Below are 16,371 nucleotides of genomic sequence, written 5' to 3'. Positions count from 1 at the left end.
GTTCCTGCTCAAGGCTGTCCGATGGGACCTTAGGATCTCGTCGTCATTAACTTCGCGTCGGTTTCAAGCAAGGGATTTGCAAGGTTCTGAACGGCTTGGACCCCGTACCCATCCTTCACGGTTCCGATGGCGCTTACCTCCGGCATGATTCCGTCATCTAGCAACGAATCGAGATTCTCCAGCGCGAGCTCGACGCTCCTATAGGTCGAAGAAAGTCGCGGGATCTCCACGTCGCGTTTCGAAGTCCTCTGGCGGACGACATCGACGCTAATGTAGCGAATCTTACGGCCGTGCATTTTCATCGCGTCAGCAATGTGATCCCAGCCGCGGGCGGTCTCCGCCGAGCAGCCTCTTACCGGATTTGATAGAAGTCCTCAACCAGCAAAACGCAATCGCAACATCTCGAACACCCCGCGCCACCCGACGTTCCCAAAGTTCAAAGGGCTAGGTGCGAAGCAAGTTGATGGCTCGCGGATCACCCAAATCTTTCCCGCCTGAGACGAGGACAATGCTTTTCCGCATGTGTTCCCACATTTTTCGTCTAGGCGCTTCAAAACACCACATCGGGGTAGTCGCCACTCGCTTCGTAGAGGTGATACATAGCTCGCTTTGCGGAGCATCTGGATGTATCAAAACGCAGTGACGATCTTCCTCTGTGGGAGGAGGTGTCCTCCCTGTCTCTAGCCGCTGACGCGTCCTCCGCCACCCTCCTCAGCGGGCCGTTCCCGCCCGCAACGCCCACCCTGACATGTCTTGTGCGCTGGCGCGCACGGATGCGGTAACCAAACCTCGCTAAGGGGCTCTGCCCCAATCGCGCGGCGCAAGGGGTTTCCCCAGTCTTCCGCGCTGCGCTTGTGCAGACCTTCGCTCCGCTCGTCCTTTCCGTTCCGCCTTTGGCTCCCCTCCAAGGATGGGAGATACCCCTCCCCTTGCGCCTTGCTACCCCCGCCTTCGCCAGGTGGCGTTCGGCATGTACATGCCGCGTTTCAACGCGGACCTGCAACGGCAACAGCAACCGCAAAGGAGAGACACCATGACCACCACCGCCATCGACAGCAAGAAGCCCACCACCAAGCAGGAACTCATCGCCGCCAACGTCAAGCTCTTGAATGAGCAGTTAGAGGCAGGACACTCCGAAGCCCTCACCGATTACCTCACCGCCATGAGCCGTTTCCACAGCTACAGCTTCGGCAACGTTCTGGAGATCGCGCGGCAGATGCCTACCGCGACACGCGTGGCTGGTTTCTGGGCATGGAAAAACCTTGGCCGCAGCGTCAACGCAGGAGCCAAGGGCATCCGCATTCTTGCCCCCATCGTCGGCGTTCGCCGCAAGAAGGGCGAGGAAGCCCAGAAGGACATCACCAAACAGAATGAGCGTGTACTGGTTGGATTCCGTAATGCATACGTCTTCGATATCTCGCAGACCAACGGTGTTGACCTTCCGGCGATGCACGAAGTTTCTGGCGACCCCGGCGAGAACATTGAGCGCCTTGCCGCTTTCATCAAGGGCCAGGGCATCCAGCTTGTCTACAACCCGAAGATTGCCCCCGCGCTCGGCATGAGCTACGGCGGACGCATCGCCATTCTTCCCGGACAGAGCAAGGCCGAAGAGTTTTCGACCCTCGTTCACGAAACCGCGCATGAGATGTTGCATAAGGCCGAACGTCGCACCGCGACCACCAAGACCGTGCGAGAGACAGAGGCCGAAGCCGTGGCCTTTGTGGTCGGCAAAGCCGTTGGCCTCGTGAACAGAACCGCTTCCGCTGACTACATCCAGCTTTACCACGGCAACGCCTCGCTCTTGGCCGAGAGCTTGGAAGTCATTCAGCAGACCGCCAGCGTCATCCTTGGGGCTTTGGAACCAGCCGTAGCCAGCGAGGAGACACCACAGCAGCAGGAGGAAGAGCCGGAACTGCAGGAGGCTGCGTGATGGACACCATCCTTCGCATCCTCAAAACAGCCGGAGGCTGGAACCACGGCCTCCATCTGCACATCGAGAACCCGCCCTATATGGCCTTAGTCATTGAAGCCGTGGACGAGTCCGGACCGTGCGGTCTCCCCGCACTCTCTGTTTGCCACTACGGGGAACAGAACGGCGACGCGATGCGTGACCCCGAGATGTGTTTCGAGCTCGGACTCGCCGGGGGAGCGCACCTTAACCCCTACTACTGGCGCAATGACTACGTTGCCGTCGAGCAATGGAGTCGTTTCATTCAGTGCGGCATGTATGTCCACAACTCTGAACTCCACGACCAGCACGAGAAGTTCGCCAAGCTTTGGAACAAGAACCTTCGAGAACAGCGCTTTTTAGAAGCTTTCGAGCGGCAGCGCCCCTAACCCAAGTTTCCCGCCTACGGAGCGGATACAGGGCAGCGTGTGCGCTTCACGACCCCAACCTAAACAGCCCAAAGGAGGGCACCCTCATGCAAGACAGCAGCCCGTTTCAATACATCGCCATCGACCAGATTTTCGAGTCCAAGACCAACCCACGCCAGACGTTCGACCAAGTCAAGTTGGAGGAGCTTGCGGCCTCCATCAAACATCACGGCCTGATTCAGCCCATCGTCGTTCGCCCCAAGGAAAACGGCTTTGAAGTGGTCGCTGGAGCAAGGCGTTACCGCACCTCGCTCTTGGCTGAGGAGTTCTCCGTTCCCGCCCACATCAAGGAGCTGAACGACGCCGAGGCCGTCGAGTGGCAATTGGTCGAGAACTCGCAGCGTGTCGACATTCACCCGTACGAGGAGGCGCAGGGCTTTCAACGATTGCTCGACGTTCCGGGCTACGACGTGGCTGCTCTTGTCGAGAAGTCGGGCAAGAGTACGAGTCACATCTATGCGAGGCTCAGTCTCTTGCAACTCATTCCCAAGGTGGCCGAGGCGTTCGTGGAGGAGCGCATCACCGCCAGCCATGCCAACCTCATCGCCCGTCTACCGCAGGAGCATCAGGCCGATGCGTTCGAGAACTGCTGGCGCAAAGACTGGCAGGACAAGGAAGCGCACCTGCTTCCAGCCAAACACCTCAGCGCGTGGATTCAGTCCAATCTCTACCTCAACCTTGCGGAAGCACCGTTTGACCGCGAAGACACGACCCTGAAACCAGAGGCCGGGGCTTGCGTCGCCTGTCCCCGTGGCAGCGGCTTCAACACGAGTCTATTTGCGGACGTGCAGGGTGACCAGTGTTTGGATGGTGCCTGCTTTCAAGCCAAGGTGACAGCGCACATCGACCGCGAAGTTGCAGCGCGGCCTGAGTTAGTGCAGATCGAAACCGCGTGGCGCTCTTCCAAGGAACAGCGCCCCGGCACCCTCAACAAGAATCAGTACCGCGAACTTGCGGAACCGGATAACCCGGACACGGAGCCGCCATGCCCAAGCGCGAAGGCTGCCATCATCGTGTTTGGCAAGAACGTTGGGCGCACGGTCACGGTCTGCCTTGACGCCGAATGCCCAGTGCATACCAACCAAGCGCACCACACCGAAGAAGAAGACGTGGAGCCGCCCCCGGTCATGGCAGAAGCGCCGGAACAGGAGACGGAGGAAGAAGCCGCACAGAGAAAGGCCGAACACGAACAGCGCATGGCGGAATACAAGGCAGAACAACAGCGCAAGGAAGACGAGCGCAAGGCCGAGTTCGAACGTCAACAGAAGGAGTACGAAGCCGAGCAAGCCCGCCGCGAGAAACTGCGCAAGGCGCGGGCTGCGACCTTCGAGCGCATCGTTGAGACCGCGCCAACGTCTTTCAGCCAGGAACAGCTTCGTCTGTTCTTGCGTCTGATCGTCGAAAACATGGCTTATCAACTCCACGAAGAGGTCGCTCACCACTTCGCAAGCGGAGAGGAGGACACGGAACAGGGTGACGATGAGGTCGTGCTGGCCGCGCTCGCCAACACGGCGGACGACAAGCTCATTAGCTTCGCCCTGCGTCTTGTCCTAGCGGACAACCTTGAAATTCCTCGCGAAGGTCAAAACGACACACTGAGCGAAGCCGAAGCCCTCTTCGCTCCCAAGCCAGCCAAGCCGAAGAAGACGCCGTCTTCGCCCTCTTCGCTGGTCAAGGCATCGGCCATGAAGTCAGTCAAAGTCAAGAAATCCGCCGAGTCTCAAAGAGCAGCGTAGTTTCCAAATATTGCGGCCTCGGATTCGTCCGAGGCCGCTTTGTGTTTACGCGTAAATTGCGCTGGGAGACACCCCTTCGGTTTCTCCCAGACTCTCTTCCCGCTGTGACCGGCCCCGTTCGCCGGCTGCGCGGCAGGAAGACGTTCCCCCTTCCTGCACGATCCCCCTTTGCTGCCTGCGGCGCTTGAAAGTGCAAGAGCGCGTCTAATCGCCTCTTCACTCACGACTGCTCTCATCAGAGTGGCGGTTGGCCCTGCACCCTGGCGATGTTCTCGCTTGGTTACAGCACAAAGTACCAGTTAGAAAAATTCAGCGGGTGCGGAATCATACTCAGCACCTCAATCTCGACCAGTGCAGACAGTCGCAGCATCGCCCGAACCCGAGCCTCGTGCCCCTCCGGCTCACCGCACTTGCAGGATGTCCCTATGTCGTGACGCTGCAAGTCTTGGCCGATGAACTCGAAGACATGCCCGGCGTGTACGTTCATGACATCTTCGTCTGCCGTCATCGGATGCTCGATCACAAGCTCTTTGTCCCGATGCAGCCAAACGCCATGATACGGATACTCGATATCGCATACCTTGTCATGCCCAAATTGCGCGAAGGTGAAGAGCAGTTCGTCGGTGCCAAGGTTCGGCCATCGCAGCGGAATGTTATGCCCCGGATCATGCAAGATCCTTTGCGCGCGAGGTGACAGAGTGAGCTTCGTCGCATTTGCGACGTTTCCAGAAATGGAGGAAATCTCATCTATCAGCTCGAAGTTCCAGGCTGGCCACATCTGCATCGGCTTCGCTTCGGATAAAGTGCGGTCGGACCACTTGTGATCGAACTCGTCTTTGTCGGTGCGGGCCGTGTACTCCGGCACAGGTAGAGCACGCATCCCAAAGTCGATCTTGAGCTTCTTTTCTGAGCGTGGCTCCTCTTCTTTGCGCATCCACTCATCCGGTATCTCCACAAAGGGGATATCCGTCAACCGTGCATATCCTTTGTCCTCAGCCGGTGGCGGAAAGAGTTGCTGCATCGAGAGAGCCGATTGAAAATGACCACAATCAACCGTGATCGTCGCCGCCCAGAAGTCATTCGGATCAGGCAGTAGCGGCGCTCTATCTGACATCAGCCAAGCTTTCTGTCTCGCCGGACGTAGAAATGGCTCCAGGTTTGAGATGTCGAACAGCCGCTGATTCGCGATCAACTCGTCAGCATTCGGAATGGCAAACAGGAGTACGTAGCCGAGCCCTTCCGTACGGCGTTCGTACGAGGACTGATCGAGGGTGCGGAGAGGGGCGCCTGCGTAGATAACACGGCGCGGTCGGAGCGTACTCGTGGCAAACCACGCGGCAACGCCCATATCCGAAGTCAGATCAATGTAATGCGTTTGCACGCTGTAATGCTGAAGCACAGCCCGCCGGAATGGCACGTTGCGAATGGAAACCGAGTCATGTCCGAGGATGCCGCCGATAATGGCACCCAACCCCTGCTCCACATCAGGCTGATAGCGTGCTTTCGGTCGAGAGAGTCCAGACCGCACGGTCGGATAACAAGTCGTCTGCCCCCGGAAAAGGAGCATCTCTTCGGGATGTTCCTTGCGGAATCCCTCGACCAGAGTTTCGAGCTCCGCGAGCGTACTCACATGGCCGAGGAGATTCCGCATCGGTGCCAAGGTTTCTGCAGCGTTCTCACCCGCTTCCATGGAAGGGTTTGATAAATCGGATTTTGCCATCGGGATTGTCTCCGCTCGACCGTATCTTAGGATACGGCGAGCGAGTGCTGATACGCCGCATACTAGCTGTTGACGAATACAGATCGCGCACGCCGCCCGTTATGATGGCACGAGCACAACGGCGGCATTGGAGGTTTACCTTGGTCGATATCACCTCTTCACTCTGGACCGATTTCCTCGGACAAATTCGAGAAGCAAAGAACCAACTGGGAGCTCCCGAGACGCTCTGGTATCGCGGTCACCCCAACTCGAAGTTCTATTTGCTTGCAAGCCTTCTGAGATACAAGAACGGCCTGGATAAAGAGCAACAGCTCTTCGGCGATTTCAAACGATTTTCAGATCGCATCCTTCGACGGAAAGAAAGTGACTGGGAGACGCTCTTCGACATGCAGCACTATGGCGTGCCTACCAGGCTGCTCGATTGGTCGGAAACGTTCGGCGTCGCGCTCTTCTTTGCGGCTACCTACAATCAGAGCCACCATCCGTCGGCTGACGCTGCGATCTATCTGCTTGATCCCATTGCGCTCAACCGCTTGAGCGGTATATCGAGCATTTACCACGTGCCGCGAGATGAGGCCAAGTTCGATTACCGTAAGATCTATTGGGACCACAACCCGTTTGCGCCGATTGCGCCCATTGCAATCGAGCCACTCTTCAGTAACGACCGGATGCTTGCGCAACGAGGGATGTTCACGGTACATCACGACAAGATCGACCCCCTTGAAGATGCCTTCCCCACCGCTATCAAGAAGGTAGTGATTCCGAATGCACTCATTCCTGCTTGTCTTGAGTTTTTAGAACTCTCCAATCTCAACATGTTCTCTGTATTTCCCGACTTAGCAGGGCTTGCAGACTATCTCGCAAACACGTCTGGACTCGAACGCTGATCGACCAGATTCCGAGATGACTGGCCTTTACGAGAACCAACAGGACTACCCGCGGACCAGGATCGCCCATGACAGACAACCCTTACGCTCGATGGCTCCAGACTGATTTTGAACTTTGCAACCCCGTGGTCCCAGGGGATGAGCTCAGCGAGATTCAGGGACAGGTGATCCTCAGAGTTCATCAGGTAATGGGAAGCGGCCCCAAGCCCACCATGTATATGGATTTGGAGCAGCTCCAGGTCGTCGATTACCTCGCCTTCGAAGGGCTCAGTAAAGCGCAACGAGAGTTCATTGCTGGATTGCATGCGGCCGAACCGATCCGGCCGGAAGAGATGATCTTCTTGGCGTTGCGATCTTTGTTCCAGTACAGTTGGCCGGCGCCTACGAGCAATAACGACATCCGCTTTGCCGCCTCGTACGACCACGTTCTTCACCAAGTTCTTGTGCAAACAGCGCTCGACCTGGCGAAGCAATTTTCCTCGCCGACAGCACTTCTGCCGTACTGGGGACGGTTAGCGTTCCTGAGGGTGATGGGTGACCTGCCGTCAGAGCACGTTTCACGGTTCGGGCTTGACCGTGTCGCCTGCACGCTGGTGAAGAAGGCGAAGTTCAATGCGACCACCTTCGCTTTGGAGAATGATCCCGTCATTGGCATGAACTATGCGCTCGAACCGATCCTGAAGCATTTGAACCGGTACTTGATGCACTACCAATCGACGCGAGAGATGGCGGGACCGAACCGCCTGAGCCGGGCTTGGGAAGGGATCGCGCCGATCGTCTTGCACTTCTGGTCGGAGATATCCGCTACGAAGCTCTTGCAGTCCTCTTTGATTCTTTTTGAGGACAAGGTCGGCACGATGGTTCATTGGTTCACCAACGATCAAGTGGATTTCGTCCTGATGCACGAGCTTGGTCACGTCGCTCTCGCTCACCCTCAAAGACTCCAAGCGGAACGGAAAGCTGGACGGGACGTGTCAGTGCTTCGGCACGAGTTTGAATTCGCGGCGGATTCCTTTGCCCTCGGATTGATGCGCTCGAAGTTGGTCAAGCGGGTTCGTAGCGTTACCGACAGCTCTCGAACCGATCCAGCAGAAAGTCAGGTCGAGCACGTTGTAGAGTCCCTTCACGACTACCAGCGGGCGCTCGGCTCCGTGTACCTGCTGTTCCTCTACATGGATTTCATTCAACGCGCCGGGGAGCTGCTGCGGGATCGGCTCGGCACGCAGCTCAACATTCGCTCGCAGATGGACACACATCCGAGAGCTCAGGCCCGGCTTGAGCGCTTGGAACTGATGAATCTTGGCGAGTATCTCTACACCAGTCCGATCGAACGGTATGCACGGGAGTTCCTTGATGCCGTCCTGGAGTACGCAACCACGCTAAGCGATGAGGAGCTTCTCGCCAGCGTGACGCGCAATAGCGGCTAAGAAGCGCTGGAGCGTGATCGTCGTTTGAATGATGAATAAAATGCAGAGCTCATGTACACCGCATCCACGAGATATTCGCTATCTTTCTGGCGGATCAGCGGGATAGCGGCCTGACGGAACGGCGTGAACAGAGGATCGGCATGGAGCGCCTGCCAGTTCTTCTCTGCCGTCGCCCTGTCTGAATGATCGAGCAAGTACACAAAGGTGTCTCGCCGTGCAGGATCTTCGGATTTCGGAGTCCAGTATCCGACCACCTTCAGGCCGTGTTTGTCCTGTAATCCTGAGACGCCCTCGAAGACAGATTCAAGATTCTGCACTTTGCCGGGAACTGCGTGGTACACCATGATTTCGTAAAGATGTGCTACGAGCGCAACCTGGGCATCACCCCCAATTTCTTCCCCTTGATTGCTCGTTCGCCGGATGTTTCGAGCGCTGAAGCCAACATGCACGCGATCCTCGGCAAGAGCCTCGGCCACGACACCCGCGAACGCATCCAGCTAATTGGACTGACGCCGTTGCCCATCTTGCCCATGAAAGCGGCATGACGGAGTTGAAGGCGCGACAGTTCGCCGAGGATTGGATTTCGCGGGTGCAAGGATCGTTGATCCTTCATGCGGCGACAGGCGATTGCAAGCCGTTCGAGCGCGCGATGAGCGTTCTAACCGACCTCACGAAGCCTTCGAAGCGAGATTGAGTTTTGTAACAGACTCGTTCCTCCTTCCTGCACCATTCCCCTTTTTTGCGGTCTGCGGGGTACCTCAATGACGAGAGCGGCTTTTCTCGTTACTAATCCCATCTATTCCGCTTCAGCGACTGCTCAATGTGTGCATTGGCCTGAAGTCGTCAATTGAGGAGTGGGGCGAGAGCCAAAATCATGTTTTGGACCTCTGCAGGAGTTGGGTGGGGGTCGGGGTGCTAAAGAATTCTTGAAGCGAACAGAATCACTGCATTATAGAACTACACTTTTGGTGCGAGGGTGTGCTAGCCGGTGCCGGGGCGCGTGACAACTTGGCGCAAAAGACCTAGGAACTCTTAACCGGTCGGTGCGGAATGTGACCAGTTTAGAGATACGTAACTTGGATCTTCGTGATCCCGAGAAAAGAGCGCCCGTCACAATGCGAATCGCTTCTATGTGCTTCACATGTAGTATCTGAAGGACGTTAGAGGCTCTTCGTCACCTTTCTGACCGAACTCCGACATAATGCCACCGACTTTCCGTGCAAACGCGAGCGTAACTGGAGTTCCCCCAGTGATGCCTGCCGTGTTCCAGTTCATGCGACTGAGCGCCAATATATCTCTCGCAGAGACACTCAAATCTTGAGGAAGATCGCTTCGGAGTTCTGCCGGTGCCGGAATGTGAGGTCCTGGATATGTACCCAGCTCTGGCATGTAACCGGTGGTAAAGATATAGCTTTTCGAGTTATTGACCCTGCAGAAGGTGCCGCGGTTTGGCGGATATGAGCCGAACCTGACGAGACGAAACTGTGTAGGCATCCAATTGATTAGCTCGACAACCGGAACACTCGAAAGCGCGTCCCGGAAACCCTGACTCTCGGCGGCACTGAACATTGAAGTCTTATGGAGCACCACACGTAATGGAATTCCGCCTGTTCGGTCTCGATATTCGTCAAGGATGTTCACGGCCAATTGTGCCGCCTGCTCACTACTAAGGTGAACTTCACGGCCCTGCTCATCAGACCAATCAACGCTACCCCCTCTCAATGCAAAACCCTCTCCTTGATTTGAGAAAGCCTGTGCGATGCTTGAGTGGACTAGATGACGTTTGGTCGTCTGAAGATGATGAAAGCTCACTCCGACGAAGCATGTTTCCGGACCGTTAGCCCTAAGCCGCCAAGGAATGCCGCCCGCTTTGTAATACAAACCGACGCAACTGTTCCACGCTCGCGTCGCGGGGCCTTGACCACTGGCTCCATCGAGAACAAGGCCATTAGTCGCAAGCTGAACTGGGACTCGCGAGCGCATTGCACGCGCCTTCAGCGCGCGTCGGAAGTCCCTTCGTAAGAGGTCTTCTGGCTGCTCTTCGATAGCTTCAGCTTCAAAGAGGGCTAATTGATTGTCCACCTTTCGCTTGCGTAAAGCCTTTGCGGCTGTACGATCCTCCTCCGTCAGCGAGTTTTCAATGGACCAGCACTTCGCAATCAGATCATCCGGGATACAGCAGAAAATCACATCCGGGCGAGTAGCTTCCGACTCTGCAAGCCTCTTTATTCCGGTTGAAAAGACATCGAGGACAGTCTCGAACCGAAGCTTCGGATCTACGAGTGCAAGAGCTACATCCAAGTCCGAATTAGACCCTTCGAATGCAACAGTCAGGTGCGATGCGGTAATCAAGTCAGCTCTGAAGATTGCAGAGAAGCCTGGGAACGACGGGTACTGGGTACGGCTATTGTCAGCGTCTAGCGCGCCCTTACACCTCTCAAGCCATAAAGCCGTACGGTCAACCATCTCTCTGGGGCCAACTAAGCCCACTAGAATTTTCTCGCTCCGCGCAGCTCCAAATCGAAGGTCAAAAGGGCCGGCTTCTCTCAAGCCGCTTCGTGGATCAGTAAAGTCGCCTGGACTGCCAAACTCAAGCAAAGGAGGCGGTAATTCAGTCAGCTCAATCTTGATAGACATCCGACGCCCCCTCTTCCTGGCTTTCCGCGAGCTCGATCAACTCACTATCTAATTCCTGCATATCCTGCTCACTCACCTCGCCAAAATCCTCTATATCCGCGGGGAGAGCAGCGTCAGTCGTGGTCACAGTGGGCAGCCGGGACGAGAGCGTGATCGATGCGGACCGCATGAACTCTTCCAACCCTCCGTTCTTCCTCGTGCTGATTCGTCCCTGTGATTCGATCCTCCGCTCACCGAAGTTTCCAGGGTTCAAGTCGAAATATGCATTTTCTCCACCGGAGATGGTGCGGCTCCAAAAGGTTAGGTCATTGTGTACGGCATTGTTGTAGTCGCGTGATGCGCGCTTCGTTGATAACCGGTTGACTCTTTCTGGAGCCAACAGCTTTTTCTTTCCGTCAGATGTGAACACATAACCTGGCTCTATCAGCAAACCGATGATGTCTCCTAACCATTCGAAGCGATAGCTCACTGATTGATGTTCCCAATAGGTTACGACTCCGGTGCGCGACGATACTCTTGGCTTGACGACCGTGCGTGTAGCTCGCTTCAGGCGGGCTTGGTAATTCATGGTCACGCTACCGTCTTCAGAGCGTGGAAAATAAGCTCGCTTTCTTTTCTTGTCTGTTATGAGTCCCAATTCATAAAAATGCCGCTCGAGGGTGAGGTTAAGAAGCCATATCAGGCGGCGATCGCCGTCCTCCAACGAAACGAACTCCTCAAACGAGATTTCTTCCATCGTTCCTTTGTCGATCACATGCCGAAGCGGATTGTGACGGCTGTCCAATTCATAGAAGCTATAAATCTTGTCCCCCAAGAATAGAAACGGGGGAAGATTCTGATCTGGAAGCTCAGCCCATATTTGACTGATATTTTTGCAGGTGCTGGTTGCGTGGAACAACTCGGCCGGCGTTTCAGTTACCTCTAGAATGTTGCTAGCATACCGGCTTGATGTGAGGACTAAAGGTGACGCTGTCCCTGTGATTTCGTCTACGGCCTCAGGCCGACAAAAGATTTCGACTATGAAGCTGCTATTGTCGTCATTCGCGCCAAAACGGATCTCGCCACCGTTTTCGCGAATAGCTTTATAAACATCTGCTAGACCTGAGCCGCGTTTGTCCATAACGCCGCCCCCATAAAACAGATCGGCTAGCACCGGATTGCGGTAACCCTTGATGCCTCTAGCGCCCCGTTTAATCTCTTCTTCTATGGATTCATTCTCTACACTTCGGCGCACTTCTTCGACGAGCCCACCAGGATTAGTAATGCGTATGCGAGTAGGCTCGACGTCAATCTCCACTAGTTCGTCGCGCCCGTAGTCTCGGTGAACTAGAGCATTGACCACGATCTCTTTCAAAGAGAGGGGCGGATAGGGCATGACGTTCTCGGAGAATTCGCCCTTCAAACGGAAGGGGCGATTGAACGCGCTGAGGATGTCATTGACTTGGTCGTATTGAGACCACAGATTCCCTTCGATCAGTCTTTCGACTGACTCTTCAGTCTCACCGCCGGAAGCTATCTCATCCCTTACATCATTCCCAACGCGAGCTAACCACTTTGCTGTCCCACGAACCGTCAACTTGATCTTGCCAGGATGAACGATGTCCTGCGGATGCTTGCCAAAGAGTAGATAGCCAGCTTTGGTTATGCAGGTTCGATGCTCATTGTCGAATGCAGCGAGATTGAGATTATGCAGCTGCTCCGTGAGCCATACCCGCTCAGGATGGACAGGGAAACGGATTCTGAGTGTTTCACAATACCTTGAGATCCTCGCGGTGACGGTCGACCATTCAAGCTTTTCCGTTTGCTGGGGCGTCAGCATTTCAGTTTCAAACGACTGAGTTTGGCCAGAACCCACAGCTGAGCGGGCAGTCTCTCGAAAGGACTCAGCGTTCTCATGCAACTTCCACAGATCGCGTGAAAACAGTTCGTCGAATCCATCGATTTCAACCTGCGTGAAGTTGGAACCAATTGTTTTTGCAAAGTCATCTACTAATGTCGGCAAACTCTGCCTTGTCTCAGACTTGACAGTGCACCAAAACACTCCATGGCAGAAATTATTGGTAGCGGTCGCGTGCTGGAGCAGGAGATGCTGCATAACCGAAGCTTCCGCCCCCCGGTAGCCCACAACGATCAATGGATGGTCTTGCAGCAGAGGAAGCAGACGATCCACAAGCTGAGGATCCAATTTCTGTACTTCTTCAACCAAATTCTGATCCGTGTAATGGTCGATAGACCCGTGAAGGTAGACGAGTTGCGGATTTTGGGGGATGGTGGAGAACTTCACGAGATCAGCGGGAATCTGAATGGAAGTCAAGTAGTGCGGTCGACCCTTTATGGTCTGCATCCGTGGCAGGATGGAATCGAAATTTGTCGTAAGAACCGTCTGGATCGTCCCTAGATGAAGGAACTCGACCAGCTTTTCATAACCTGGACTCGGGTCAACCTGCGGCCTTACAAGTTGTTGAAAGAACTCTTTTCTACGGCTCTTCCGTACATTTGGTGAAGGATGGTTTAGTTGGGGCGGCTGCTCTTGGCCGCCCTGTTCAGGCGGTGTGAAGCACTCTGAGTCTGAGCAGGTCGAAGCCGGCTCTGCCATACATCTGGCGCTTGATGAGCTTGAGCCGATGGACGTGGCCTTCCACCTGGCCCTGGCTCCACGGGAGCTTGAGAGCCGCTTCAACCGCATCTCGATCTCTGGTCAGGTGGCTGGCGAAGCCGGCCAGTGCCGTTGTCTTCGCAGCCTCGAACCACGGTGTGAGGGCTGGAAGATCTCGCTGCGTGATGAGTCGGAAGAACTCCTTGGCCAGCTTGGCCGCGACAGACACCTCGGGTGAAGCCTGGTAGACCTGTTCAAGATAAGTCTGAGCGGAGGGCGTTTCCTTCAGGATGTGCCAGACCGTCTGCCGGACTGAGATACGTGGTGCAGCTCTGTGTGGAGCGGCTGCTGCCGAGGTCGGTTGATAGCCACGCCGGCAGCGAAGCCAGCGTCTCACGATGTTAAGTTGACCCGTGAAGCCTCGTTCCCGCAGTTCGCGCCACAGCCGGGACACGTTCCTGCAGCCCTGCTCAAGCCGTCGGTCGAGGTACTCGGCATAAGGATCGACGATGCCTGGACGTGGGCTCCGTTGCGCTTCGGGGAACGTCTCGGTTCTGAGGAACTTGCGTACGGTGCGATGATCGAGTCCCAGCTGTCGGCCGATCGCAGCATGGGACGCTCCTGTCTGGCCCAGCCGATGCACCTCTTCGTAGCGGCTGAAGCGACGCTCCCGGTTGCGGAGGCTGGCCCGTAACTCCCACGGCGGAACCGAAGGTTGCGGAGATGTGACGACGCCTGGAACCTCCCCCATGCTGCTTCTCGCTGCTTATGTGAGCAGTCGATGATGCGGACTGAGCGCGTTTTTCAGTGCTTCGCTCAGGTTCCGCAACAGGTGCCAGCGATCCGCCACCTGTACGGCTCCAGGCGCGGCCAACCGTGTGGCTTGAGCGTAAATACCGCCTCGGTCCCGGCTCACGATCTCACTGCCAGGATGCTCCCGAAGCCACTCAGCGACAGTTCCAGCCTCCCGGTCCGGCAGCAGATCGATCACCCTACGGCTCTCCAGATCGCACAGGATAGTGCCGTAGCGATGGCCTTTTCGCCACGCCCAGTCATCGATACCGAGTACACGCGGAGCCACGACCGGCGCACATCGGGCGCGACAACGAAGCTGCCGCAGTAAGGTGGAGCCACTGACCAGCAGGCCGAGACGACGGGCCAGCCGAGCTCCGGCCTGACCGCCGATCATAACCGTGATCCAGTCCAGAGCTTCACAAGAACGCAGCGTCCGCCGACTATAGCGGAGCACGGTGCCGGAAAGCGGTTCGGTAAAAATGCGCCGGCGGCAAGTCTCGACAACACAGAAGAACTTGCGGGTCTGAAGCAGGATCGAGACCGGAATACCTTCCCACGGCAGATCGCCCAGCCTGCGTAGATACCGGCTGTGAACCCGCCGCGAAGCCGTACCGCAGACAGGGCAGCAAGAGAAAGGGCGAGAGGTTCGAAGCTCAACCTCAATCAACCCAGTCCTGGGCCGCAAACAAACCAATTCAACTTCAGAAGTGCTCGGTAGCAGCGTCCCTCGAACCATCCGGAACCTCCAGCGTGCTACCTCCTTGCTACGCCTGCAAAGAGCCGCTGGAAAGAATCACCAAATGTACGGAAGAGCCTTTTCTACTTTGTCGTGGCCGCAGCAGATGTTCGATTACGCGGGGATAATTGTCCGCTGGATCGAGCCGTTTGTCGTACCAGTTCTTCTCTTCAAGCCACGGGACCCAGTCACTCCGATGAAGCGGATGTTCCTCTGTCCACCCGTGCTCTCGTCGATACGCCCAACGGGCTGCTCTTTCAACAACACCACTCGCGAGGGGAATACCGGAACGTAGTGAAGCCCCAGCGCCTAACAATAGGATCGGGCTCGGCTCCCCGATCAAGGTGCTATACAGCTGTCCGACGGTTCCCACCGCGATCGTGCTTTGCATCGGTGATTCGACGCCTCCGACAGTTAAAACCTCTATTTCGCTATTTCTTCACCATCATACCTTTCCCGAGCATTCGATTGGCTGTGCATATCTGAGGGCAATTCCTAGGTGCTCTCATCTGCGAAGACCTGCCTTATTGCGGATGGCGCGAAGAACCCGGAAGGAATGCCGCCATCCGGGAGATAGAGATATTCTCGGTGGTGACGCTGCCGGAAGCTACGGCCCGACCTGCGCCCCGGTATCCGCGTGTACGGTCGAGGCGATGGAGGTGGAATCGAGGTTCTTTCGCCCGCCCCTTCCCCCAGATTCCGGGGGCGGTAGTCGGTGTTGGTGCGCCAGCGGTCGAAGACGGTGGCGTCAATGGTTTCGTTGATGATGGTGCGGACGGCCTCGCCGTGTCGAGTGGGTCGGCGGCATGTGTTGCGTTAGTTGTCATGTAGAAAGCTGAGGCCACCATGAAGGACACCCCAGACGGCAGTTTGGAATGTTTTTGTTTCACTGGTTCCGATGAGTCGGCTCAACGAAAGCGGACTATTGAAGGTGCCTAAGGTGTTGGCTCTGTCCAATCGACTTGATTGGCCTCGGATCTCACTTCGATGAACCATCGTAGTTCCAGCAAGAATTGAAGTGGAACTAGCGATCTCAGCGTTTAGATAGAGGCGGGCATCCCGTAGCGAGAAAGCTCCACCGATCCGTCTGGGGAAAGCGTGACCTGCAGGACTTGATTCGTGAGAGTTGCGTGCTCTTCGAGATTGAACAGAACCAGATCGAATAAGCGCTTCTGACTCTCCATGTTTAGGCCGCCCGGAGCGTCAATACAGATAAGTCCAGCGTGAAGCGAAATATTCGCATAGACCCCCTGGCTACCAGGCTTCTTGGCAGGTCCGCGAAAGTCGACTCCATTGTTCGTGATGAACGTCCAGTCGCCATCAAGAATCGCAGCCTTCAGCTCCCAGTCTTTCCGCCCCGTGAGGCCAAGATAATTGACGTGTGAGCACACGAATCCCTTGTCATTAGCCTGCCCAATCAAACTCGGGCTGAGGTTCTCATCGATAAGCAGTTTCTGCACG

At 56.1% G+C, this 16,371-nt stretch carries 13 protein-coding genes; 5 read left to right on the top strand and 8 right to left on the bottom strand.

The features are described 5' to 3' along the window. Positions 1 to 29: 29 nt before the first annotated feature. Positions 30 to 302, bottom strand: coding sequence for a hypothetical protein (locus ACIX9_RS15545; protein ID WP_041597148.1), 273 nt, complete (start codon positions 300 to 302; stop codon positions 30 to 32). A 731-nt stretch (positions 303 to 1,033) separates the two neighbouring features. On the opposite strand from ACIX9_RS15545, the gene ACIX9_RS15540 reads away from it, so the two are divergent. The 3 genes from ACIX9_RS15540 to ACIX9_RS15530 all read left to right on the top strand — a co-directional run bounded on the left by ACIX9_RS15540 (position 1,034) and on the right by ACIX9_RS15530 (position 4,112). Continuing rightward, on the top strand, positions 1,034 to 1,930 hold the full coding sequence (locus ACIX9_RS15540; protein WP_013581447.1) for an ArdC family protein: 897 nt from the start codon (positions 1,034 to 1,036) through the stop codon (positions 1,928 to 1,930). Continuing rightward, positions 1,930 to 2,337, top strand: a complete 408-nt coding sequence (locus ACIX9_RS15535) for a DUF6908 domain-containing protein (protein ID WP_013581446.1) — start codon at positions 1,930 to 1,932, stop codon at positions 2,335 to 2,337. Before ACIX9_RS15540 ends, ACIX9_RS15535 begins: the two co-directional genes overlap by 1 nt. 86 nt (positions 2,338 to 2,423) lie before the next feature. Then, on the top strand, positions 2,424 to 4,112 hold the full coding sequence (locus ACIX9_RS15530; protein ID WP_013581445.1) for a ParB/RepB/Spo0J family partition protein: 1,689 nt from the start codon (positions 2,424 to 2,426) through the stop codon (positions 4,110 to 4,112). A gap of 280 nt (positions 4,113 to 4,392) precedes the next feature. Here the strand turns inward: ACIX9_RS15530 and ACIX9_RS15525 are convergent, their stop codons facing one another. Further along, positions 4,393 to 5,832 (bottom strand): FRG domain-containing protein, encoded by a 1,440-nt coding sequence (locus ACIX9_RS15525; protein WP_013581444.1) that lies wholly within the window; start codon positions 5,830 to 5,832, stop codon positions 4,393 to 4,395. Between the two features lie 140 nt (positions 5,833 to 5,972). Here ACIX9_RS15525 and ACIX9_RS15520 point away from each other — a divergent pair, with 140 nt between their 5' ends. Further along, positions 5,973 to 6,719 (top strand): FRG domain-containing protein, encoded by a 747-nt coding sequence (locus ACIX9_RS15520; protein ID WP_013581443.1) that lies wholly within the window; start codon positions 5,973 to 5,975, stop codon positions 6,717 to 6,719. 68 nt (positions 6,720 to 6,787) lie between these two features. Next, on the top strand, positions 6,788 to 8,146 hold the full coding sequence (locus tag ACIX9_RS15515; protein WP_013581442.1) for a M48 family metalloprotease: 1,359 nt from the start codon (positions 6,788 to 6,790) through the stop codon (positions 8,144 to 8,146). Here ACIX9_RS15515 and ACIX9_RS15510 read toward each other — a convergent pair. The 6 genes from ACIX9_RS15510 to ACIX9_RS15480 all read right to left on the bottom strand — a co-directional run bounded on the left by ACIX9_RS15510 (position 8,143) and on the right by ACIX9_RS15480 (position 16,370). Then, on the bottom strand, positions 8,143 to 8,622 hold the full coding sequence (locus ACIX9_RS15510) for an NIPSNAP family protein (RefSeq protein ID WP_157477607.1): 480 nt from the start codon (positions 8,620 to 8,622) through the stop codon (positions 8,143 to 8,145). The two genes, ACIX9_RS15515 and ACIX9_RS15510, sit on opposite strands and share 4 nt — an antisense overlap. 661 nt (positions 8,623 to 9,283) lie before the next feature. Further along, positions 9,284 to 10,783: an argonaute/piwi family protein gene (locus tag ACIX9_RS15500; protein WP_013581438.1), complete on the bottom strand. Its 1,500-nt coding sequence runs from the start codon at positions 10,781 to 10,783 to the stop codon at positions 9,284 to 9,286. Then, positions 10,767 to 13,379 (bottom strand): ATP-binding protein, encoded by a 2,613-nt coding sequence (locus ACIX9_RS15495; protein WP_083808461.1) that lies wholly within the window; start codon positions 13,377 to 13,379, stop codon positions 10,767 to 10,769. The genes ACIX9_RS15500 and ACIX9_RS15495 overlap by 17 nt, the downstream gene beginning before the upstream one ends. Further along, complete coding sequence (locus ACIX9_RS27025) at positions 13,327 to 14,130, bottom strand: transposase (protein ID WP_232298732.1); 804 nt, start codon at positions 14,128 to 14,130, stop codon at positions 13,327 to 13,329. Before ACIX9_RS27025 ends, ACIX9_RS15495 begins: the two co-directional genes overlap by 53 nt. A 15-nt stretch (positions 14,131 to 14,145) precedes the next feature. Next, positions 14,146 to 14,841: an ISL3 family transposase gene (locus ACIX9_RS27020; protein ID WP_232298731.1), complete on the bottom strand. Its 696-nt coding sequence runs from the start codon at positions 14,839 to 14,841 to the stop codon at positions 14,146 to 14,148. Between the two features lie 1,109 nt (positions 14,842 to 15,950). Continuing rightward, complete coding sequence (locus ACIX9_RS15480; protein WP_013581436.1) at positions 15,951 to 16,370, bottom strand: DUF5615 family PIN-like protein; 420 nt, start codon at positions 16,368 to 16,370, stop codon at positions 15,951 to 15,953. Position 16,371 lies beyond the last annotated feature (1 nt).

It is taken from the genome of Granulicella tundricola MP5ACTX9 (assembly GCF_000178975.2).
GTDB classification, from domain to species: Bacteria; Acidobacteriota; Terriglobia; order Terriglobales; family Acidobacteriaceae; genus Edaphobacter; species Edaphobacter tundricola.
The sequence above is the reverse complement of the archived record's forward strand: the minus strand, read 5'-3'. Positions and strand labels throughout refer to the sequence as shown.

Excerpts from the sequence above, each read along its gene's own strand:
- ACIX9_RS15525 (WP_013581444.1), bottom strand. The coding sequence starts at position 5,832 with ATGGCAAAATCCGATTTATCAAACCCTTCCATGGAAGCGGGTGAGAAC.
- ACIX9_RS15500 (WP_013581438.1), bottom strand. The coding sequence starts at position 10,783 with ATGTCTATCAAGATTGAGCTGACTGAATTACCGCCTCCTTTGCTTGAG.
- ACIX9_RS15535 (WP_013581446.1), top strand. The coding sequence starts at position 1,930 with ATGGACACCATCCTTCGCATCCTCAAAACAGCCGGAGGCTGGAACCAC.
- ACIX9_RS27025 (WP_232298732.1), bottom strand. The coding sequence starts at position 14,130 with ATGGGGGAGGTTCCAGGCGTCGTCACATCTCCGCAACCTTCGGTTCCG.
- ACIX9_RS15515 (WP_013581442.1), top strand. The coding sequence starts at position 6,788 with ATGACAGACAACCCTTACGCTCGATGGCTCCAGACTGATTTTGAACTT.
- ACIX9_RS15495 (WP_083808461.1), bottom strand. The coding sequence starts at position 13,379 with ATGGCAGAGCCGGCTTCGACCTGCTCAGACTCAGAGTGCTTCACACCG.
- ACIX9_RS15530 (WP_013581445.1), top strand. The coding sequence starts at position 2,424 with ATGCAAGACAGCAGCCCGTTTCAATACATCGCCATCGACCAGATTTTC.
- ACIX9_RS15540 (WP_013581447.1), top strand. The coding sequence starts at position 1,034 with ATGACCACCACCGCCATCGACAGCAAGAAGCCCACCACCAAGCAGGAA.
- ACIX9_RS15545 (WP_041597148.1), bottom strand. The coding sequence starts at position 302 with ATGAAAATGCACGGCCGTAAGATTCGCTACATTAGCGTCGATGTCGTC.